The sequence below is a fragment of the Aliikangiella litoralis genome, from assembly GCF_052495765.1.
Window position 1 is genome coordinate 3,699,231 of sequence record NZ_CP199292.1, and the last position, 22,751, is coordinate 3,721,981.

20 protein-coding genes are annotated in these 22,751 nt (G+C 38.7%); 10 read left to right on the forward strand and 10 right to left on the reverse strand.

The annotated features are described in order from the left end of the window. Window positions 1–123: 123 nt before the first annotated feature. The 5 genes from ACT5E3_RS15315 to lptF form a co-directional block, all read right to left on the reverse strand. Entirely contained in the window at window positions 124–1,308 is a 1,185-nt protein-coding gene (locus tag ACT5E3_RS15315; RefSeq protein ID WP_444994416.1) for an IscS subfamily cysteine desulfurase, read from the reverse strand. 33 nt (window positions 1,309–1,341) lie between these two features. Beyond that, window positions 1,342–2,082 (reverse strand): RNA methyltransferase, encoded by a 741-nt coding sequence (locus ACT5E3_RS15320; RefSeq protein WP_444994417.1) that lies wholly within the window; start codon window positions 2,080–2,082, stop codon window positions 1,342–1,344. A gap of 706 nt (window positions 2,083–2,788) precedes the next feature. Continuing rightward, window positions 2,789–3,271, reverse strand: a complete 483-nt coding sequence (locus tag ACT5E3_RS15325; RefSeq protein WP_444994418.1) for a hypothetical protein — start codon at window positions 3,269–3,271, stop codon at window positions 2,789–2,791. A 125-nt stretch (window positions 3,272–3,396) separates the two neighbouring features. Beyond that, entirely contained in the window at window positions 3,397–4,482 is a 1,086-nt protein-coding gene (gene lptG, locus ACT5E3_RS15330; RefSeq protein WP_444994419.1) for an LPS export ABC transporter permease LptG, read from the reverse strand. Beyond that, window positions 4,482–5,558, reverse strand: a complete 1,077-nt coding sequence (gene lptF, locus ACT5E3_RS15335) for an LPS export ABC transporter permease LptF (protein WP_444994420.1) — start codon at window positions 5,556–5,558, stop codon at window positions 4,482–4,484. Before lptF ends, lptG begins: the two co-directional genes overlap by 1 nt. A 318-nt stretch (window positions 5,559–5,876) precedes the next feature. On the opposite strand from lptF, the gene pepA reads away from it, so the two are divergent. From pepA to ACT5E3_RS15350, 3 genes are read left to right on the forward strand one after another with little or no spacing between them, the layout of a single operon-like run. Continuing rightward, window positions 5,877–7,370 (forward strand): leucyl aminopeptidase, encoded by a 1,494-nt coding sequence (pepA, locus tag ACT5E3_RS15340; RefSeq protein ID WP_444994421.1) that lies wholly within the window; start codon window positions 5,877–5,879, stop codon window positions 7,368–7,370. A gap of 23 nt (window positions 7,371–7,393) precedes the next feature. Further along, the gene (locus ACT5E3_RS15345; RefSeq protein WP_444994422.1) at window positions 7,394–7,819 is read left to right on the forward strand and encodes a DNA polymerase III subunit chi; all 426 of its coding nucleotides are present in this window, start codon (window positions 7,394–7,396) and stop codon (window positions 7,817–7,819) included. Window positions 7,820–7,873: 54 nt separating this feature from the next. Continuing rightward, window positions 7,874–10,702 (forward strand): valine--tRNA ligase, encoded by a 2,829-nt coding sequence (locus ACT5E3_RS15350; protein WP_444994423.1) that lies wholly within the window; start codon window positions 7,874–7,876, stop codon window positions 10,700–10,702. Window positions 10,703–10,778: 76 nt separating this feature from the next. Here the strand turns inward: ACT5E3_RS15350 and ACT5E3_RS15355 are convergent, their stop codons facing one another. From ACT5E3_RS15355 to prfC, 3 genes are all read right to left on the reverse strand, one after another. Next, the gene (locus ACT5E3_RS15355; RefSeq protein WP_444994424.1) at window positions 10,779–12,548 is read right to left on the reverse strand and encodes a GspE/PulE family protein; all 1,770 of its coding nucleotides are present in this window, start codon (window positions 12,546–12,548) and stop codon (window positions 10,779–10,781) included. 87 nt (window positions 12,549–12,635) lie between these two features. After that, window positions 12,636–13,415 (reverse strand): TatD family hydrolase, encoded by a 780-nt coding sequence (locus tag ACT5E3_RS15360; RefSeq protein WP_444994425.1) that lies wholly within the window; start codon window positions 13,413–13,415, stop codon window positions 12,636–12,638. A 161-nt stretch (window positions 13,416–13,576) separates the two neighbouring features. After that, window positions 13,577–15,163 carry a peptide chain release factor 3 gene (gene prfC / locus ACT5E3_RS15365; protein WP_444994426.1) on the reverse strand — a complete coding sequence of 529 codons (1,587 nt, stop codon included), beginning with the start codon at window positions 15,161–15,163 and terminating at the stop codon, window positions 13,577–13,579. A gap of 398 nt (window positions 15,164–15,561) precedes the next feature. Between prfC and ACT5E3_RS15370 the strand changes: the two genes are divergently transcribed. Continuing rightward, complete coding sequence (locus ACT5E3_RS15370) at window positions 15,562–16,521, forward strand: transposase (protein WP_444994427.1); 960 nt, start codon at window positions 15,562–15,564, stop codon at window positions 16,519–16,521. A 302-nt stretch (window positions 16,522–16,823) separates the two neighbouring features. Here the strand turns inward: ACT5E3_RS15370 and ACT5E3_RS15375 are convergent, their stop codons facing one another. Beyond that, window positions 16,824–17,531, reverse strand: coding sequence for an aspartate/glutamate racemase family protein (locus ACT5E3_RS15375; protein WP_444994428.1), 708 nt, complete (start codon window positions 17,529–17,531; stop codon window positions 16,824–16,826). Window positions 17,532–17,647: 116 nt separating this feature from the next. Between ACT5E3_RS15375 and ACT5E3_RS15380 the strand changes: the two genes are divergently transcribed. The 6 genes from ACT5E3_RS15380 (at window position 17,648) to ACT5E3_RS15405 (ending at window position 22,160) form a co-directional block, all read left to right on the forward strand. Next, window positions 17,648–17,872, forward strand: a complete 225-nt coding sequence (locus tag ACT5E3_RS15380; protein WP_444994429.1) for a hypothetical protein — start codon at window positions 17,648–17,650, stop codon at window positions 17,870–17,872. Continuing rightward, the gene (locus tag ACT5E3_RS15385; protein WP_444994430.1) at window positions 17,869–18,087 is read left to right on the forward strand and encodes a hypothetical protein; all 219 of its coding nucleotides are present in this window, start codon (window positions 17,869–17,871) and stop codon (window positions 18,085–18,087) included. The genes ACT5E3_RS15380 and ACT5E3_RS15385 overlap by 4 nt, the downstream gene beginning before the upstream one ends. Window positions 18,088–18,223: 136 nt before the next feature. Further along, entirely contained in the window at window positions 18,224–18,781 is a 558-nt protein-coding gene (locus ACT5E3_RS15390) for a hypothetical protein (protein ID WP_444994431.1), read from the forward strand. Between the two features lie 152 nt (window positions 18,782–18,933). Then, window positions 18,934–20,175: a DDE-type integrase/transposase/recombinase gene (locus ACT5E3_RS15395; protein WP_444994432.1), complete on the forward strand. Its 1,242-nt coding sequence runs from the start codon at window positions 18,934–18,936 to the stop codon at window positions 20,173–20,175. Then, window positions 20,172–20,978: an ExeA family protein gene (locus tag ACT5E3_RS15400; RefSeq protein ID WP_444994433.1), complete on the forward strand. Its 807-nt coding sequence runs from the start codon at window positions 20,172–20,174 to the stop codon at window positions 20,976–20,978. The genes ACT5E3_RS15395 and ACT5E3_RS15400 overlap by 4 nt, the downstream gene beginning before the upstream one ends. A gap of 495 nt (window positions 20,979–21,473) precedes the next feature. Next, window positions 21,474–22,160 (forward strand): hypothetical protein, encoded by a 687-nt coding sequence (locus ACT5E3_RS15405; protein ID WP_444994434.1) that lies wholly within the window; start codon window positions 21,474–21,476, stop codon window positions 22,158–22,160. A gap of 81 nt (window positions 22,161–22,241) precedes the next feature. Here ACT5E3_RS15405 and ACT5E3_RS15410 read toward each other — a convergent pair whose 3' ends face one another. Next, the gene (locus ACT5E3_RS15410) at window positions 22,242–22,745 is read right to left on the reverse strand and encodes an SMI1/KNR4 family protein (protein WP_444994435.1); all 504 of its coding nucleotides are present in this window, start codon (window positions 22,743–22,745) and stop codon (window positions 22,242–22,244) included. Window positions 22,746–22,751: the final 6 nt, after the last annotated feature.

Consider the following 22,751-nt stretch of genomic DNA (forward strand, 5'->3'; position numbering starts at 1 on the left):
CTATAAGAAAACAAGCTACAGAATAATCAGCTCACTTCTCAATAGAGTCACAAAATTATCACAAGTTTATCACTTCCATTTTAAACCAAAATAAAACGGTCAAAATGTTTCTCTAAATAAATGCTAAGGACCAGCCGATCCTATTTTATTTAACCACTCTGGAGACATTGAGCGTAACTTTTCAACACCATTACGCACCACTTTAATTGTCTCTTCTATGTCTTCATTAGAAGTGAATCGCCCAAAAGAAAAACGCAATGATGAATGAGCAGCCAAGTCATTTAATCCTAGTGACTTTAAAACATGGGAAGGTTCTACACTTGCAGAAGTACAGGCAGATCCTGAAGAAACAGCAATATCTTTAAACGCCATAAGCAAGGTTTCACTATCGACATAATCAAACCTCACATTAATAATACCTGCAACCGTTTGATTTAAATCGCCGTTAACAAAAACCTCTTCAATTTGTTTAATCTCAGACCAAAATTTTTGTTTTAACTGAAAAACTCTTGCATTTTCCTCTTCTTGTTTAACTCTCGCCAAATCAAAAGCAGCTCCCATTCCTACAATTTGATGAGTGGCTAAAGTTCCTGAACGCAAACCTCTCTCATGCCCGCCACCATGAATCTGAGCAACAATATTGGGTTGTAAATTTTTACGTGCGTAAAGAACACCTATACCTTTAGGTCCATAAATTTTATGTGCACATAAAGAAATCAAATCAACCGGTAACTCAGAGACGTCAATTGATATTTTCCCAGCACTTTGAGCAGCATCAACATGAAAAGGAATATTGTTTTCGTGAGCAATTTCTCCAATTTTTTTTATGTCTTGAATCGTCCCTATTTCATTATTAACATGCATAATTGAAATTAAAACGGTATCTTTTTGAATGGCATCGGCAACCGATTGAGGATTAATTAAACCACTTTTTTCAGGTTTTAAATAAGTCACTTCGAAGCCTTGTGTTTCTAAAAACTCACAGGTATCAAGTACGGCTTTATGCTCAAATTCACTCGTAATAATATGTCCTTTTCCATGAGATTCTGCAAGCCCTTTAATAGCTAGATTATTAGCTTCAGTCGCCCCAGAAGTCCATATTACTTCTCTTGGATCTGCCCCAATTAAATCAGCCACCTGATTGCGCGCAATATCAACTAACTCTTCAGCTTGCCATCCAAAACGATGAGAGCGAGATGCAGGATTTCCGAAAACCCCATCAAGCGTTAAACACTCTGACATTTTTTCTGCAACCTCGGGATCTACAGGAGTCGTTGCTGCATAATCTAAATAAATGACTTTTCTCATTGCCTACATACCATCAGATGTTGAAGTTATCTTTTATTTATTACTTTTGTGTTTATCACAATAATTTAAAACTGAACGTAAAAAGCCACGCAAAATATTCATTTCACTTTGCGTGATATCTGCTTTACTTAATAACCGATTCATTCGAATATTAATTTGTTTTTCTTGTTGAGGCTGAATATAACCTGTATGCCTCATAACCTGATCAAAGTGCTGTAATACACCGTTCAATTGCTCCCGAGTAATGGGCACTTCATTTTCCGTTATTCGCTGACTAGGAACATCAAACTCAGCAAAAGCCAGTCTAAGTTCATAGGCTATTAGCTGAACGGCAGATGCCAGATTTAACGAAGAATACTCAGGGTTGGTTGGAATACAAACATGATAATGACACATGTGTAACTCTTCATTAGTAAGCCCCGAATTTTCAGTACCAAAAAGTAGTGCCACTGGGTAACGTTCTGGGTTCTGCTGAATTATTTCTGTCAGTTCTCTTGGCGTAATCAATTTGCTTGGCAAACTTCGTGTTCTAGCACTCGTTCCTACAATTAACCGACAATCAGCAACAGCCTCTTCAATTGATGAGCTAACTTGGGCACTGGCGAGAATATCGGTAGCCCTCGATGCTCTTTCTGTTGCTTCAGCACTAGGATAACGTTTGGGATTAACTAAACCAAGTTTAGATAACCCCATCACTTTCATAGCACGGGCAGCAGCTCCCACATTACCTGGATGTGTCGTATGTGATAGTATTACTCTAATATTTTCTAACATATTTGTTCTAACATCATTGAATTGAATTTAACTCAAGCCTTAATAATCAACTGAACCGCTATAATTGATAAGGCCCATCACCTGCATAAATTTAGGGCGCTATTTTAACATTGTTAGAACATAAAAATAGACAAGCATGAATCATTAGCTCGTTTTCTCACTATTCTTCATCAAATTAGCCCGTTTTATAGAATATTTAGCAATACTTATACTTTTTATTATTCTCCTTAAATCAATATCAGAAGCAGAACCTCTCAATAAGTTAGTTTAAATCATGTGTTTTGAGTAAATTAGCGGCTTTACACTCGAGAACCTTTAATTAAACAAAATAGTCTACACTGAACTAAGTGGTTAAATATGGATATCATTACTCGATATAACTAATAGGCATGGTGTTTGTGAAACTTTATTTGAGTACGGATGTCTATTTAATTGCTGTTAATTTAAGTTTCCAGTTTTATTATTCCTCAGTTATCTCCAATGTTATGGAGCCTACAGCCCGGCCTGATCTGCCAATCATCCGGGATTTTTTTTATCTTCATTGAGGTCATAACTAAACAATTTCTCATCAATGTCATCATTAGTTTAGACTAAACACTTTTCAGCCATAGATAGATAAATGAATTTATAAAATTGTGGTATATACCTTCTTATTTAAATATTAAAGGATCAGTAAATAAGAATAGTAAAACAGATGAGAAGTCTTCTATTTTGACTTACGATAAGCCTCAACAATATGCAAAGACTCTTGAGATAATATTTCCCAACATCGATCAAAGCGAGTTTCTAAAAATGCTGCATCTCGCAGCTGCTTCACATTAATTATTTTATGCTCATCGGCTAAAACTTTTTTACTTTTAGAGGCCGCCACCAATAAAGCATATTCTAATAAATGTTCTTCAGAACCATAACGCCTATCATACTCACTTGATGTATTAACCTCTTTTGTGTAGTAACTGGCTTCATAATCAAGCATATTTTCATTCAGTAACGGTTTTATTAACTTTAGTATTTGCTGACGACGAGCCACATTGACAATAGCAGCATTTTTTCCATTCTGCTTGGCCAGTGTTTTGACAACTTTGGTTGACTCAATGACTTTATTAATGTCGATTAACTCCATGAAATGGAATACATCGGAACGTTCTTCATCAACTAACAAACCAAAAAAACTATCTAATTTGAGCATGCCTAATCCAACTTGTGATTTTTACTGGTTATAAATTGGAATTAACCTATGGTTTTCTTATTATTAATCAGTATAGCAGAAATATGAACACGAGCATTGGAACCCAACTTAGTTTATATCAAATTTTAGTGATTTCTCTTCATTAACCAATAACCTAAAGAAGCAAATAATATCAATGGGATAGCAGCCCCCCAAAACGGCCATAAATTGAACACCAAGCTCGCAGGTCCAAAAGATTGGTTCGCTAAATGGAAGCTAAAACCGAGCATAACACCCGACAAGATTCTTGCTCCCATCGATACACTCCGCATTGGGCCGAAAATAAAAGATGCCGCTAAAAACATCATGACCCCAACCGCTATAGGTTGCATAACTTTTCGCCATGCAGCTAATTCATATAGTTCAGTTTGCATATTGTTACCCGCTAAATATTGGATGTAGCTTAGCAAACCAAGCAAATTAAGAGTTTCAGGTTCTAATACCAAAGTCTCCAACTGCTCATTTTTTAAAGGTGCACGCCAAATCATTGTAGAAATAGAACGAGTAATTATTTGATTCTCTTCAAAAACGGTTTCATCAACATCTGATAACAACCAATTTTCTCCTTGTTGAGTAGCGCTTTTCGCTTGTACTAAACGTTTTAATTGGTTATTGGTATAGGTTGAGGCACTCTGTGTCAATTGATAGATTGTAATATCGTTCAGCTTACCATCCGAAAGCACATTACCAATTTGTATAATTTCGTTATTCTGTTTAGCCCATAACCCAGTTTTAGATAAACTCAACTCTCCTCCACTTATCGCCACGGTTCTTAACTGCTGTGCTGATTTTGTAGCAATAGGAGAAATCCACTCGCCTATAATAATGACAAACACCATTAATATAATTGACGCTTTAATCGTTGATCCCGCTATGCGCCAGGTTGTCATTCCAGCAGCACGCATAACGGTCAATTCGCTATTAGCGGCCATAGTACCTAAACCAAACAATGCACCAATTAACACACTCATAGGAAAAAACTCTAATAAACGGGCAGGAATCATCAAACTAACGAACAACAACGCATCCGACAACTGATATCCCCCCTTACCTAAGTCACCTAGCTCATCGATTAAACTGAATAAACAGCGTAAGCTAGTCAGTAAAAATAACATCATTAAGCTAGTTATAATGACCTGACGAGCGATATATCTATCCAATAAACTCATCATTAATTAGGACTCAAGTGTAGTATTTTCTTAACTTTGCGCTCACGTAACAACCAGTAAGCCAATGCTGCTGCTGCAAGATGTATCCACCAGTAACCTAATTCAACTGGTATTTTTTCATCTTCAATTAAACGACGTCCATTCATCATCAACAATGCATAAACCAGATAAATCATAATCGCAGGAAACAATCGAGAAAACTTGCCTTTTCGTGGTTCGGTTCTTGCCAAAGGAATAGCCAAAAAGCAAAGAATCAGAATAGACAAAGGTGCAGATAGCCGCCAGTGAAGCTCAGCCCATTCTGCTGGTTGCAGGTTTTCTAGTAATTTAACTGTAGAAAGTGATTTTGTTTTTAGCTTTAAATTTTCTGCCTCTGAATTTTTTATACGCATAAAATAGTCAGAATATTTTGTAACCTGCCACTGTTTTAATACCGGGTCAAAATAATAAGTTGCACCATTTTGCATCACTAAAAAAGTTTCAGCGTTTTGGTTAAAATTAGATTTATCATTACTATCCCCTTCGATTAACTGTGCACTTTCAGCCACCTGAATTTGTATATTTTTAATATCAGCTTCAGATTTTTTCTGCGGGTTATCATGGCTTTCAGAAACAGCAAAAATTCCTTTAATAGTCCCCTTGTCATCTTTCAATTGCGCATAAACAACACCAGACTTTGAACTATTCTCTTGAAATCGTCCCGGAGAAAAAGCCCCTAGTCGAGCCTCAGCTTTCTCTTTGGCCAACAAGCTTTTTGTTTGAAAACTCGACCAAGGTGTCACAGCAAAAGATAAAAAGCCGGCTAGAATTGATAAAACGAGCGCAATTGGAAAAATATTACGGGCTAATTGTATTTCATTAACACCTGAAGATTGAATAACCACCATCTCATTTTCGCTATACATTCTTCCAAATGTCAGCAATATAGCAATGAAAAATGATAAAGGTATCAAGAAACCAGCAACTGCCGGTATTTGTAGCCCCAGCAAGCTAAACACTGCTCCAGAAGAGATACTCCCATCAACAGCTAACTGTATGTATTTGATAAAACGCGTACTAATAAAGATTAATATCAGCACAATTAAAATCGCACTGGTAGTTTTTAGAATTTCATTATTGATATATCGCTTGAGGATCAAGTTATTTACTCAGAAAAGTGCTACTTTTACTTAATAATTAGCATATTTTAAGTTAGACTCTCGTTTTCTAAGCTTTTGTAATCAAAAAAGCAATCCAAAAGCTTGCAAGTGGGCACAATATACCACAGCTTTCAGTTAGGCGTCAGCATTGGTTTTATTGCATACCAACATCAGCGCAAAATAAATTGGCTATAAAGTGAGTTTCCAAACAGTTTTGCCGACAACATCGATCAACAAGTTAATAACAAGGTTAGTTGAATGGAATTTAATGTAAAAAGTGGCAACCCAGAAAAACAACGCAGTGCTTGTGTTGTAGTAGGCGTTTTCGAATCAAGAAAATTATCTGCAATGGGAGAACAGCTAGACACTGTTAGTGAAGGGTATCTAAGTAATATTCTAAGACGTGGCGACTTAGAAGGAAAGCTAGGACAAGCTTTGCTATTGCACAATGTTCCTAATACGCTTTCTGATCGAGTACTACTTATTGGCTGTGGTAAAGAACGCGACTTTGGCGATAAGCAATATCGCAAAGTAGTCGCCAAAACAATTACCACATTAAATGATACTGGCTCGATGGAAGCAGTTTGTTTTTTAAGCGAACTGAATGTTAAAGGTCGAGACACTCGTTGGAAAGTCCGTCAAGCGGTAGAAACAGCGCAAGATACATTGTATACATTTGAAGAGTTTAAAAGTAAAACCGATTCAACCAGACGTCCACTCCGCCGACTCACTTTTAATGTAACCACTCGTAAAGAACTCACTTTGGGTGAAAAAGCAATTGAAGAAGGAATAGCAATTTCTAAAGGTGCACACAAAGCTCGTGACTGGGCTAATTTGCCTCCTAATGTTGCAAACCCTACCTATTTAGCCGAGCAGGCAAAATTACTAGCAATGGAGAATGAGCAAATAGATTGCGAGATACTTGACGAATCAGAGTTAAAAGAAATGGGAATGGGTGCTTTTGTTGCAGTTTCACAAGGCTCCGACACCCCGGCTAAAATGATCATTCTTAAATATAACGGTACCGATATAGAACAAAAACCAATTGTGCTAGTGGGTAAAGGGATCACTTTTGATACAGGTGGTATTTCTTTAAAACCAGGCGACCGCATGGATGAAATGAAATATGACATGGGTGGTGCAGCAAGTGTATACGGAGCTTTCATTGCTGCGACAGAAATGAAGTTACCAATTAACCTAATTGCTGTAATTGCAGCAGCAGAAAATATGCCCAGTGGAAAAGCTGCGCGACCAGGTGATATTGTCACATCATTATCAGGTAAAACGATTGAAATATTAAATACTGACGCAGAAGGCAGATTAGTTTTGTGTGATGCACTTACTTATGTTGAACGTTTTGAGCCTGAGGTGGTTATTGATGTAGCAACTCTCACTGGCGCTTGTATTGTCGCGTTAGGCAGCCATGCATCGGGATTAATGAGTAACCATAACCCATTAGCTCACGACTTATTAAATGCTGGTGAATTATGTGGTGACAGAGCCTGGAGACTTCCGCTTTGGGATGAGTATCAAGAACAACTAGAATCCAATTTCGCCGACCTGGCTAATCTAGGTGGTAAAGGTGGAGGAGCAATTACTGCGGGATGTTTTTTATCTCACTTTACTAAAAAGTATCATTGGGCTCACCTCGATATTGCTGGCACAGCCTGGCTATCAGGCAAGCAAAAAGGAGCAACAGGTCGTCCTGTGCCTTTATTAACACAATATTTGATGAGCCGTAGTGAAAATTAAACTTCAACTAAGCGATTAACGATATGACACAAGTTGAATTTTACTCGATTGAGTCAACAGACTCACAAGCCCCTTATGCTCACATTTGTGAAGTCATAAAGCGCGCCTACAGAAAAGGCCAAAAAGTTTTTGTGCATACGGAAAACCGTAGACAAGCCGAAAAAGTCGATGAGCTGCTATGGACTCATGACAGTAAAAGCTTTTTACCTCATCAACTCGTTGACGAGGATCCAGATACGACTCCACCAATTGAAATTGGCTTTGGACAAAACCCTGCAGTCAAACCAGATGTACTTATTAATATTGCCTCAGAAGTCCCTTTATTTTTTAGTCAGTTTGCTTGGGTATTTGAATATGCATACGGTGATGAAGAAAAAAAAGAGCTGGCACGCAGTCGTTTTCGTTTTTATCGTGAACGAGGCTATCCACTCAATCACCGGAAAATTTAATCCCAGATATCATTCCATCATTAACTATTAACTTTAACAACTGAGTTCTAAACCATGGAAAAATCATATACTCCCCAGAACATTGAAAAAAAGTGGTATCAGTCCTGGGAGGACGCCAATCATTTCAAAGCGAGCGGTCAAGGAGAGCCATTTTGCATTTTAATTCCGCCGCCCAATGTCACCGGCAGCCTACATATGGGGCATGCATTTCAGCATACTATCATGGATTTATTAACTCGTTATCATCGAATGAAAGGTGATGACACACTTTGGCAATGCGGTACCGATCACGCAGGAATTGCAACCCAAATGGTTGTTGAAAGATTACTCAATCGTGAAGGTAAAAAAAGAACCGATTTCACTCGTGAAGAATTTATTGAAAAAGTGTGGCAATGGAAAGAGACTTCTGGTGGAACAATATCCCAACAAATGCGTCGATTAGGTGATTCGCCAGACTGGCAGCGCGAAGCTTTTACTATGGATGAAGATTTATCAAATGCAGTGCAAGAAGTTTTTATTCGTTTGCATGAAGAAGGTATTATTTACCGTGGTAAACGGCTAGTCAACTGGGACCCCAAATTTCAATCGGCAATTTCAGACTTAGAAGTTGAAAATCATGATGAAAAAGGCTTTTTATGGCACTTCCGCTACCCGTTAGCCGATAGCGCCAAAACAAGTGACAGCAAAGATTATTTAATAGTTGCCACAACTCGGCCAGAAACAATGTTTGGCGACAGTGCGGTTGCAGTTCACCCCGATGATGAACGATATAAAGATTTAATTGGTCAATCGATTGTTTTACCATTAGTCAATCGAAAAATACCAATCGTTGCTGATGATTATGTTGATAGAGAGTTTGGTACGGGCTGTGTAAAAATAACACCTGCTCATGACTTTAATGATTATGAGTTGGGTAAACGACATAACTTACCCTTGATCAATGTACTCTCCCCTACTGCCGATATACTTGCGCAAGCAGAAGTATTTGATATCAGTGGCCAGGCACGCAATGACATTGATACTTCATTACCTCAAAAGTACAGTGGTCTCAATCGTTTTGAAGCTCGTAAACAAGTTGTTGAAGAATTTGAACAACTCGGTTTATTAGAAAAAATTGACGATCACGCACTTAAAGTGCCCCGAGGTGATCGAAGTAACGATATTATAGAACCACTATTAACAGACCAATGGTATGTAGCGGTTGAATCACTCGCTAAACCTGCTATTGACGCAGTAAAAAATGGTGACATTAAGTTTGTACCAGAAAACTGGGATAAAACCTATTTTCATTGGATGGAAAATATTCAAGACTGGTGTATCAGTCGTCAACTCTGGTGGGGCCACAGAATTCCAGCTTGGTATGATGAATCAGGCAAAGTCTATGTAGGGAAAAACGAACAAACAGTTCGTGAAAAAAATAACCTTGCTGATGATATCGTTCTTCGTCAAGACAACGATGTGTTAGATACTTGGTTTTCATCGGCACTCTGGCCTTTTGCGACAATGGGTTGGCCTGAGCAAACACCAGAACTAGAAAAATTTGTACCGTCGAGTGTGCTTGTTACTGGTTTTGATATTATTTTCTTTTGGGTCGCTCGCATGATAATGATGACCCTAAAATTCACTAATAAAGTCCCTTTTAAAGAAATTTATATTACCGGGTTAATCCGAGACGAACATGGCGATAAAATGTCGAAGTCGAAAGGAAACGTCCTTGATCCAATCGATTTGATTGACGGCATTGACTTGGAACCATTAGTCACTAAAAGAACTAGCGGTATGATGAATCCCAAGGACGCAAAAAAAATAGAAAAGCGCACGCGGGCACAATATCAAGATGGTATAGAAGCTTACGGAACAGATGCTTTGCGAACCACTTTTTGTGCATTAGCTTCAACTAGCCGAGACATTAACTTTGACTTAGGAAGAGTCGAAGGTTATCGCAACTACTGTAATAAATTATGGAATGCCGCTCGCTATGTTCTTATGAATACAGAAGGCGAAGACTGCGGAAAAGATAACCAAGACTTTGAACTTAGCATTGCCGATCGCTGGATTATCAGCCGCCTGCAAAATACGATTACTGCTTTTGAAAAACATGTTGGTGAATATCGTTTTGATCTAGCCACACAAGCCCTGTATGAGTTCAGCAGAAATGATTATTGTGATTGGTATTTAGAATTATCCAAACCCATTCTTTATAACGATGATTCAAGTGAACAACAAAAACGAGGCACACGCCATACACTAGTTAACGTACTAGAAACCATGATGCGATTACTTCACCCGATGATCCCTTTTATAACAGAAGAGATCTGGCAAAGGTTGGCGCCAATGGTCAATACATCAGCCGACTCTATCATGATTTCACCTTTTCCAATTTATGATAAATCATTAATTGATGAGAAGGCTTTAGGTGACTTAAGCTGGTTACAAAAATTAATTGTTGGTATTCGTAATATTCGTGGAGAACTTAATGTATCACCAGCGAAACCCATAAATGTTCTATTAAAAAATGCCGATGAAAACGATCGTCGTTGCTTGGTAGAATACCGAAACTTTGTTTCAGCACTTGCAAAACTTAATTCCATTGAAGAAGTAGGAGAACAAGCACCTCCGGCATCAACAGCACTTGCAGGTAATTTAGAAATACTCGTTCCTTTAGCCGGTTTAATTGATGTTAAAGCAGAGCTAGTCCGACTCAATAAAGAAATAGAAAAGTTGAGTAAAGAGCAACAGCGACTAACAGGTAAACTGTCTAATGCTAACTTTGTTGATCGTGCACCAGCAGAGGTTGTCGCTAAAGAAAAAGAAAAGCTGGCTCAAACTGAAACGTCGGTTAATAAACTTATAGAGCAACAAAAACAACTAGGAAATTTATAAGACATTTTTGGTAAAATCAACACCTGTTCATTCATAATAATACTAATGAATAGGTGTTTTATTTTAATCAAAAAAACTACAACTCTTCCATTGCAGGCGAAGCTACGCGCATCACTTCAGCGATTGTTGTTTTGCCTTCAGCGACTTTTTTTGCTCCACTAATCCGCAACAAACTCATACCATTTTTTAATGCCTGCTGTCGGATTGGAGCAACTTCACATGCTTCAGTCACTAATGATTTTATTTGGCTTTCGACTTCTAATAACTCATAAATACCAACTCGACCAGAATAACCTGATTGGCGACACTCATCACAACCTGCGGGTTCAAACATCAACTTAGGCAGTTTTAATTCAAAACCAACGGTCAACTCTTTCCAGCCTTCAGTATCAGGCTCAATAGCCACTTTACAGTGAGGGCATAATGTTCTGACTAACCGTTGCGCCATTACCCCCAATAAAGTTGCATTAACCAAATAAGGTGGTACACCAATATCTTGTAATCGAGTAATTGCAGAAGATGCATCGTTAGTATGCAAAGTAGAAATGACAAGATGTCCAGTTAAAGAAGCTTGGATAGCCATTTCAGCGGTTTCTTTATCTCGAATTTCACCAATCATAATAATATCGGGATCTTGCCTTAGTAATGCCCTAATTCCGCTAGCAAAATCAACATCAATATCATGATGAACCTGCATCTGATTAAAAGCAGGCTCAACCATTTCAATTGGATCTTCAATGGTACAAACATTAACTTCTGGCGTTGCAATCAATTTTAGTGTGGTATAAAGCGTTGTTGTTTTTCCTGAACCTGTTGGCCCAGTTAATAAAACAATTCCTGTCGACTGTCTGGCCATTTGCAACCAAGACTTTTCAGTCATTGCATCTAAACCAAGCTCACTAAAATCACGTAATAAAACGGTTGGGTCAAAAATTCGAGCAACTAATTTTTCACCAAAAGCTGTTGGTAATGTTGACAAACGTAACTCTATTTCTAAACCATTTGGTGTTTTAGTTTTTATTCGACCATCTAATGGCTTGCGTCTTTCGGCCACATCCATTCGACCTAAAATTTTAAAACGTGCAGTAACCGCAGCCGCAATGTTGGCTGGCATTTCATAAACTTTATGCAAGACTCCATCTATTCGTAAACGAATATTAGCAGTTTCTCGCCGAGGCTCAACATGGATATCACTTGCTCGCTCGGAAAACGCATACTGTAACAACCAATCTACAATTTGCACAACATGCTGATCATTCGCGTCAATATCGCCAGCCTTACCGACTTCTAATAACTGCTCTAAATTGGAAACTTTATTATTTTGTAAACTCTCTCCCGACGCCCCCTTCATTGAACGACTCAAGTTATAAAACTCATGTTGTAATCGCCGCACAGTTTCCGGGTTGGCAAATACACGCCGAATAGGTTTTCGCAATATGTGAGTTAACCCCGACTCCCAGCCAGACTCATAAGGATCAACAATAGCAATACTAACGTAATCTTTAGTAACCTCACAGGCTAAAATGTCATGGCGTAATGCAAATGCTTTTGACATAACAGATGTCACCATATCGACATTGATTTTTAAAGGATCTAAGCGCACATAATCAAGTTGATGCAAATTGGCAAACCACTCAGCCAAAAGCTCAGCGGTTAATACTTTGTGATGTTTAGCTTTAGATTTAATCTTCAGTGAAGCAATTTGGTTTAATGGATGACCACTTGGTTTCTTTTCACGTATTTTTGATAAAGCAAGCTTGGCTTGCTCGGTATCGATTAACCCAGTCTTATCTAGCTGGCTTAAAATACTAACGAGATCAGTTTTACGCGTAACGGCTTTTTGCATAAACAAAGCTTCTGATAAATTGCAGATAAGGTAAAGTCTAACGCATTGATATTGAATAGCAAATAGCTACTGTCTGTAATTGAATAATCAATCAAAATTAAGGACAGAAATCACATTTTCAGTCGTTTGTTTGGCAATTAATGCAGCAGGCTCTTCTCTTAAAGATACAAGGCTGCGAAAATTATCAAATAAATGTAATGGCGTATTATAAGACAGCTTACACGAAACAGGAGGCATATCTGGCGCATCAGTCTCTAAAACGATAGACTCCAAAGGTAGATTCATTGCTAGTTTATGTAGTTTAGCGGCTCTAGGATAAGTAAAAGCACCACCAAACCCCAACTTAAATCCCATATCAATATAGCGCTCTGCTTGATTTTCACTACCATTAAAAGCATGCACTATCCCACCGTAAGTAAAGTGACTTTTTTTAATCGTTTGCAACACTTCATCATGAGCCTTTCTGACATGTAGTAAAATCGGTAAATGCGCTTCTTTGGCAATATCAATTTGGGCTTGAAAATAATGTTTTTGAGCATCACGGTTCTGATCCGATTTATAATAGTCGAGACCTATTTCACCAATAGCTGCAATAGGGCCTACAGACAAAGCCATTTCTAAATCATGTAAATGGTCTTCTTGGTGGAAATCAAGGAACATAGGATGTAGCCCAAGCGCTGTATGACAAATTTCAGCCTGTGCTGTAATTTGGCGAATACGCCGCCAACCTTCCCTTTTAACACCAGGTATCAGAATACCACCAATTCCAGTTTCTTCTGCTTTATGTAGCAAAGCTTCAACTTTCCCTTCAAATTGAGGTAAATCGAGATGACAATGTGAGTCAAACAGTTTTATCTGGCCAGCCATGAACGTCCTAAAATAATCTCATATAGTGATGCGCTTTTTTGTTAATGTAGATCGCCCCACACAATTTAGCAAATACTAATATAATTTATCTATACTATATATCTATCACCTATATTTATCTAATATATGACTCTGTTAGATACTATTGATAATAGCAGTTACTAATGTTCACGGGTTTGACAAAACTTAATATCAGGCCACCTTTCTTGCATTAAGTTCAAATTAACACGTGTTGGCGCTAAATAAGATAAATTATCTCCCCCATCTAAAGATAGGTTATCTGACGCTTTATTTTTAAATTCTTCTAACATTTTTTCATCGTCACACTCTATCCAGCGGGCAGTATTAACCGACACAGATTCAAAAATACAATTAACCTTATATTCTTCTTTTAAACGGTGCGCGACAACATCGAACTGTAGTACACCAACAGCTCCCAAAATTAAGTCATTAGAGTTGAAAGGTCGAAATACCTGTGTAGCGCCTTCTTCAGATAACTGAATTAAACCTTTAAGCAATGCTTTATTTTTTAGCGGATCTTTCAGCCTGACTCGACGAAACAACTCCGGAGCAAAATTGGGGATCCCAGAAAACTTAAGTGCTTCGCCTGAAGTAAAAGTATCACCTATTTGGATAGTGCCATGATTATGTAACCCAATAATGTCGCCCGCAAAGGCTTCATCTAAATTAGAGCGATCACCAGCTAAAAAAGTAACCGCATTAGATATTTGCACATCTCTACTTAAGCGAACATGCTTCATTTTCATGCCTTTATCATACTTTCCGGATACGATTCTCATAAATGCAATACGATCACGATGTGCTGGATCCATATTAGCCTGAATTTTAAAAATAAAACCACTAAATAGCGCCTCATTAGAAGAAACTTCTCTAATATCTGTTTGGCGGTTTAATGGTGCCGGAGCCCACTCAACAAATCCATCGAGCATTTGAGTGACCCCAAAATTACCCAATGCTGTACCAAAATATACAGGCGTCATTTTGCCACTCAAAAATGCGTCTAACTCAAATTCATGGCTAGCTCCTAAAACAAGCTCCAACTCTTCTCTTAGATCCTGAGCCATACTACCAATTCGTTCATCTAATTCAGGATTATTCAGCCCTTCAATCACATCAACATCTTGAATGTGGTGCCCTTGCCCCGTGGAATAAAAATAAATTTTGTCTTCCAAAATATGGTAAACACCCTTAAATTGTTTTCCCATACCGATTGGCCAGGTAATGGGGGCACACTGAATGTTGAGTACTTCTTCAACCTCATCCATTAACTCAATTGGATCTTTGATATCACGATCGAGTTTGTTCATAAAGGTCACAATCGGAGTGTCTCTTAATCGACAAACTTCCATTAGCTTAATCGTTCTATCCTCAACCCCTTTACTGCTGTCAATAACCATTAGAGCCGAGTCTACGGCAGTTAGAGTTCGATAAGTATCTTCAGAAAAATCTTCATGACCTGGGGTGTCTAATAAGTTGACTATTCGATCATTGTAAGGAAATTGCATAACCGAGGTAGTTACAGAGATACCACGTTGTTTTTCCATTTCCATCCAGTCGGAAGTCGCATGTTTGCCAGATTTTTTGCCTTTAACCGTCCCAGCTTCCTGAATTTTTCTGCCTAAAAGCAAAAGTTTTTCAGTGATAGTGGTTTTACCCGCATCAGGGTGCGAGATGATAGCAAATGTGCGTCTCTTATTGATTTCATTGGAAAAATTGCTATCACTCATACTTTACAACCCTAATTTAAGTTTAAATTTACACTCAATTGTTAAAACACTTTTGGAACTTTTGCCAAAAAGCGCGACATTATATCGAATCACTCAGCCGTTATAAACAAAGCCAGCGAGTTTTTAGCTCAGTTTGTATTGTTCGATTCTTGTAGGAATACCCAAAAGTCTTCTCTATGTAAGCAATACGAAATCTAGCTACAACTCAAAACTCAACCCCAAGTTTATAGCCAATAGCCCACACCAAGTGCTCAGGACAAAAGCAGCCACCCCACTTATAGCTAATCACTTACACCAAACACTAACAATTTCCTCGTTACCGACATCCAATATCTCATTGCGTTAACTCAAACAGCTTGATAAAGTCCCCTTTCGTTAACTTTTTCAAGGATTGAAAAATGGCTATTCCTCGTAAGCATATTGTAGACTCTCACTCTGCTGGCTTTTATCACTGTATTTCTCGCTGTGTCAGAAGAGCCTTTCTCTGTGGCCATGATCCTTTCACCGGTAACAACTGTGACCATCGAAAAATCTGGCTGGAAAACAGAATGCTGGAATTAGCAGAAGTGTTCGCAGTCAAACTTTATGCCTATGCCATTATGGATAATCATTACCACTTGGTGCTTTATATAGATCCCAAAGCTCCTCAAAATTGGACTGATGAGCAAGTCGCCGATAAGTGGATATTGGCGTATCCAGGCAAAAGTCAGTTTAGAGAAGCCAGAAAACAAATCATTCTTAATGACAAAGAAAAACTCAAAAAATATCGATATCGGTTAGGTAGCTTGTCTTGGTTGATGAGCCGTTTAAATGGACCATTAGCCAAACAAAGTAACACAGAAGACTTTGTCAAAGGCCGATTCTGGGAATCTCGCTTTACTTCTATTGCACTACTCGATGAAACCGCCGTGTTATCTTGTATGGCTTATGTTGATTTAAACCCTATTAGAGCAGGCATTGTTGAAGACTTGCAATCATCATTACATACTTCCATTCAAAAACGTATCAGTGAGCTATCAGCTGATATAACTCAATTAGCACGACCAATCGAATCTGTTGCAGGCACATTAAAAACCTATCCGATTCAAATGACTCTAACAGCTTATATTCAATTGGTTGAATGGACAGGGCAATCTATTATCCATCCCGATAAAGCAAGCATGCCAATTCATATCAACAGTCTATTAAATCAGATGAACTTACAACCCCATCATTGGCTAAACCAACTCACTCATTTGGGGCGAACCAACACTTATGTGATTGGCTCTGTTCAGCAGTTTAAAAATAAGGCGCGTTTATTAAAGAAAAAATGGTTAAAAGGTATCAAGGCAACGCGTTTGTTGTATTCAAACGAATAGCAATCAAACATCAAAATACAGCATTCGAGTTTTCCTATTCTTCATTGGGAAGGCTGACACCTACCTTAAACAACCAAACCGGATAAAAATAATCACTGTTTTATTGCTATGGTTTCAAACAGTATCAATGCTTCTATCAGGTTTATTGGTACAAAAGAATTCTCATTCCTTCAACTGAAATTTAACGCTTGTTTTGGCATAATGTAAGACAATCGCCAGTTGTGGGGGGGTTGGTTTTGGTTTGCCGTATTCATACATTGCAAAGCAATTATTATTTGCAGGGTGTCCGGTTTTAGTTGGTCTTAGTAGATAGTCTCTACAGCCATATTAATGGCAGCTTCAGCCAACAAGCGATTAGAATCTAATGTTGGCAACGATGAATTTGAATCATTAATAATTAACGGTATTTCTGTACAGCCTAAGATAACAGCATCACAACGGTTATTCTTTAGCTTATTAATGACACTTTGAAAGTAGACTATAGACTCTGGTTTAAAGATCCCATACACCAACTCATCCATAATGATACGTCCAATTTCATTAATTTCTTCGTTCGCAGGGCGGCTCCAAGTCAGCCCTTTGGATTCAATTTTTTCTGGATAAACATTGCTTTCAACTAACCATTTAGTTCCCAAAATACCAAGCTTCTTAAATCCCTGAACTTTCGCACTTTCGACTACAACCTCTGCAATATGAAGCCATGGTAATGGTGAACGTTCTTTAACATATTCAAATGCTTGATGAATAGTATTATCCGGGCAAATTAAAAACTCTGCGCCCTGCATTTTAAGCTTTTGTGCCGAGGAAATCATGAGCTCACCGACTCCCTGTATGTCATTATCATCCAGATACTTAACGTAGTCAGCTAATGAGTGGGTATGCATTGACACTTCAGGGTGAACGTGTTTCCCTAATCGCTTCGGGCTTTCAGTACATATGGTTTTGTAACACAATGCCGCCCCCTCAGCAGAACAACCAACAATCCCTATGTGTTTAGGTAAATTATTCATGATTATTTCATCTTCTCTGTTAGTTTTTTACTTTAAGACTCGCTAGCAAACCGGAATATTAATGTAATTTTGAGTTTTATTCAGCTTTAATCGATTGTAGTTAACACTATTGTGAGATGACAGTTATTTTTAGGGTGTCTGTTTTTGTTTGTCTACTGAATAAAATCTCATACGAATGTCCTGTCGACTTAAGAAATAAATCGATTCAGGTTCGTTATGCTCGCAATAGTCAACATCGTGTCATTGTCTTTTTCAACGAACAACGTATGGGAGAGGCCAATGTACTTAACCTTCATGACAATGCATTCAGTCAACGATATTACCGGGAGGTTGACGTATGATAAAAGCGCTCTTGGGGATTACGCAGGAACCATTCAGTCGTCAAGTTTCAACCCTGTTACCACAACAACAAAGTATGATGGACATGATAAAAGTCCATGCGTCTCAAGGAGGATTTTCTGTCATTGTTGGAGAGCCAGGTGTTGGCAAAAGTGTACTTCGAGAACACATTGAAAAACTGAATCAGGAAAGAGAATTTGTCGTTGCATCCTTGTAATTTCCCAGATTACCGTCGAACAATCCATCGTTTTTTTACCAATTTACCGTCGTCCTCTAATTTTTCGTTATAACGCTAATTCGGTAAATTAAATTTCTCTGTAGAATTTTGACTTTTTTACAATCGGTTAATTTTTATGCAGGTGTTTTTTTCTTCACTTTTTGAGCTTGAGTCTTTCTCTCATCGTCTAAAATCTATTCCACAGAGTAATGCCTGTCAGTTTTGCCTTAAAAATTGTGAGTGGGTTTCGCACGGTTACGTTTATAAACAACTGAATTATCAGTTTCGAGCGATTGTTGGTAAGCGTATTTTATGTAGTAATCGAGGTAGCCACTTGGGCTGTGGTCGCACACGGCAGCTTTATCTCGACGTCGTACTTCCTCACAAGCATTATCCGCTGCAAACTCTGCTAGCTTTTGTTATCGCGTTGTTTGACGGTCTGCCTATATCTAAGGCATGGCATGGCGCTGTGGGCCACCATCGAACGGAGCCTCGTCAGGCTTGGCGCTGGCTTAACTCGCTTATGTCAAAGTTGGCGAACATACGGAGCTTGCTGCAAAGAACCTGTCAACCTTGCTCGCCCTTTAACAGTCGACGGCTTGCGTTATTACTACCCACGCTTCAAGCGTTGTTTGCATCTCAACCCCATTTGCAACGCATCCAAAGTCGTTTACAAATGTCATTGTTAGCCTAATCAGTTTTATTGGTTTACCTTTTTATGCGCGTTTATTTGCCGCCTTGATCGACTTCAAGCGAGTCAATCAACACTGCCACAAACTTTGTCACTCGAATCGCTTCGTTGCTTACTTTAGTCTCCTCGCTCCATTTTTTACCGGAGATATTTCTATGTCTGAATATTCTAAAAGACCACCACTTGAGATCCGCCTTAAAGTGCTGGCCGCGGTTGACTACGCACCCGGCAATAGCATTCGTCAACGTGTCCAGGCCGTTAGTTCACAAACCTTTTTTGAGCAAACTTCAGGCAAGCACTATCGCTTTACCTGGCGTACGATTAGTACCTGGTTGTACCGTTATAAAAAAAATGGTGTAACCACGCTTGAGCGAAAAGTTCGCGCCGACAAAAACACTCAGCGTAAAGTCTCTTTATCACAACTTGCTGAAGCGATTAACGAGGTATTACCCTCGCTACGACAAAACAAGGTCGGTCAAATCCCCAAAAGCACCCTCTATCGCTGCTTGCTGGAGCGCAATTATTTCTGTCGTCAACAACTAGCGCCTACAACTTTTTATCGCTTAATTCGCGATAATAACCTGCTGAGCAAAGAGACCGCGGAGAAGCTCCGTGTCGCTTTTGCTATGCAGTACGCCAATGAGCTGTGGCAGGCCGATACCATGCACGGACCGGCCATTTTGCAAGCCAATGGTCAATGGAAAAAAACCTTTCTGATCGCCTTTATCGACGATGCCAGTCGTCTTATTACTCACGCCGAGTTTTTCTACCACGACAACACCGAAAACATGATTGAAGCCTTTAAAAGCGCCTTGTTTAAACGCGGTAAACCAGAGCGACTTTACTTCGATAATGGTTCCAATTACAAGTCGAAGGAAATACTCCAGGCTTGCATCAGGCTCAACATTCGTCTCTCTCACGCTCCCGTTCGCGATGGGGCCGCCAAAGGTAAAATCGAACGCTTTTTTAGAGGGTTTCGTGATCGCTTTTTAGTCGTTAATCATTCGTTTAACTCGCTTGATGAACTCAACCAGAAAACCACAGACTGGATAGAAAGCCACTATAATAATCAACCTCACCAAGGCATACAAATGAAGCCTCTGGACAGGTTCAACCTTGACCATGCACGCATTCATTACCTACTTGATGATGAATATGCCGACGAAGTCTTTTTTGTTGAAGAAGAGCGCAAGGTCAGCTCGGTCAACATATTTTCAATCCATGCGCAAAAGTTCGAATGCCCTGTCGATTTACGCGGTAAAACGATTCAAGTGCGTTTTGATCGCTCGCACAAAAATCGTTACGTACTCTACTACCAAAACCAACGCATGGGCGACGCCCTGCCACTTAACCTTTACTTTAACGCTAAGCAACCGCGTCAAGGAGTTTCACAATGATCAATGCTATCTTCGGCATTAGCCAAACACCGTTCAAACGTGAAAAACTTAACCTACTACCACAACAACAACGCATTGCCGACATTATTAAAATTCACGCGCAGCAAGGCGGATTTTCGGTAATCCTTGGTGAGCCGGGGGTCGGCAAAACCGTATTGCGAGAGTACATCGAGCGTCTTAACAATGAACGCGAATGCACCGTTGTCTCCTGCTCGCGCACCCTGCATACTTATCGGCAAATTCTCTGGCAACTGGCTGAATCTTTTAAAATTGAAACCAGCGAAAAACAGATTGAAAGCGACTTAATTCAAGCTGCCTTCGCGCAAGTGAGAGAGCGTAAAACCTTATACATTTTGATTGATGAAGCGCACTTACTCGATTTATCGGTGCTAAGAAAATTGCGTTTATTGTTCGAACGCTTTCCTAAAAATCATAACCTGGTGCTACTGGGTCAACCGGAACTATTACACTATCTATCACTCAGCACAAACAAAGACATTAAAAGCCGAATCACCTACTCTGCCAGCATTAAACCGCTTAATGATGAAGATATGGAGCGCTATATCGTCAAAGAATTGGAAAGTGCCAAGCTAGGCGTTAACACTTTCGACGAAGCTGCAATGGCCTTAATTATTCGCTCAAGTGAGGGCAACTTACGGCTCTGTAGAAACCTGTGTCTAGCCAGCCTTATCGAAGCGGCGAGAGAAACAAAAAAGTTGGTGACAATTACTCATGTTAATCACGTCCTCGTGCAACCGCATTGGCGATCGCACGAGGAATTGATCAAGCAGCAAGTCTCTTAATCAGAACTTCCAACGGCACTTTATAATGCTCGCTACGCGAGCATTAGAGCAAATTTTTACCGAGGGCGAAAGCCCTTTTTTTATGCAAAAATTGTTTTAAAAAAGTTATCCACAAAGTGTTCGATGACAATTTGGTACAGCGTACGACAATAGTTTGGCAAAGCTAAAATAGTGTACGACAATAGCGCGGTAAAACTGCTCAAATTTTAGTAAATTGTATGACGTATAATTTAGTAAAAAGTATGATGGTAAAAAAGTAATCTACATCTAGTCAACAGTCTACACAGTGAGTTTATTACCGCTTTTCCTTTGACTAACGATAAAGAAAAAGCACTGTTCAAATTGCTCCGTAGAGCTTACGTTAACGCTCGATATAACAAAACCTATCGTATCAATAAAGAACAGCTAGAATGGCTTGCTGAGTGCGTTGAGCGGCTTAAAGAAATGACTTTGAGATTGTGTACGGAAAAGATTAATAACTTTTAAGGATAAAAAATGGAAAGAGCACATCAATGCCCGGAATGTTCAAATACTTATTCAACTAAATTTCAAAACTGCCCAGAATGTAATATTACTTTAGTTTCTCGAACTGCTGAAAACATTCAAACTCAATCTGGCGGCACGGGCAATATTGCTATTCAAGGAAACAATAACCATACAGAGGTAACAAAACAATATGGTTATCAGAATGAAACAGTAAGTTATCAGATTGACATCATACGGACTTACTCAAGCAGCATGGCTTTCTATAGAACACCTATCACTTTAGGTATTATTATTCTTATTGCTATCCTTAGCATATTTGCAGATATATCCTCTATCGTAAATAACTTTGGAATTACAGTTGATAACTTTCCGGTGAAATTAGGAATGATAATCTTAGCTACACTATTGAGTATTTGTTATGTGATTTCTATCAGAAGTATTCGAGCGCAAAAAACAACTGATGGTCAATACTGTCATAAAAACTATGACGGAAAAATCTATATCGTAAGAGCAAAAGCTAAGTGTCCAGTAAAAGGTTGTTCCGGTCAGGTAACTCTAGTTCATTCAGAAGATGATGAGTTTAATGAACTATCTGATGAAGTAATAGGAGTTTGCAATAACCATCCCAACAGACACCTATTTGAATTCAACATTGATACTAAAGAAGGCGTAAGAATCGATCCAGCTTCAATTTAAGTTTAAAGCCCACTCCTTGAGCAACTTCATACTGAAAGTCTATCCGAACATCACAGTGGATATTCGGATAGGGCAATTAAATCAAAAAGAAAAAGGCCACTCATCATCACCTTTTTTTGCATTAAGTATCTTCTCAAAAAACTGACTTAATGATGAAGCACACCAATAGTTCTCATTATTTTCCCATACAACTAAAATAACCTGCCCACATACTCCAGAATCAGTTGGTTCAAGGTCAATTGCATAAAAAAGGTCATTATCTAACAAAAATGGAATCCACTTCTTACTCCATAAATAAGGATGAATTCTTTTATCTGAATTTTTGTAGTCACTACAATCTAGTCCATTTAAATCTAACGCATCTTCTCTTAACTCATCGTAAAATCTAACAATGTCTGTAGAAGACATTAAATATTTAAAATCACCTAATAATGACTGACCTTCTTTATCTCCATTATGTAATAACAATAGCTCTCTTAATTCAGATGGCAGTGATACATCATTGAGCTTAACTATTTCTGACTCAGTTACAGAGTTTAATTCCGCATTATTTAAACGCCCCAATTCATTAAGAATATTCTTCATTTTTTA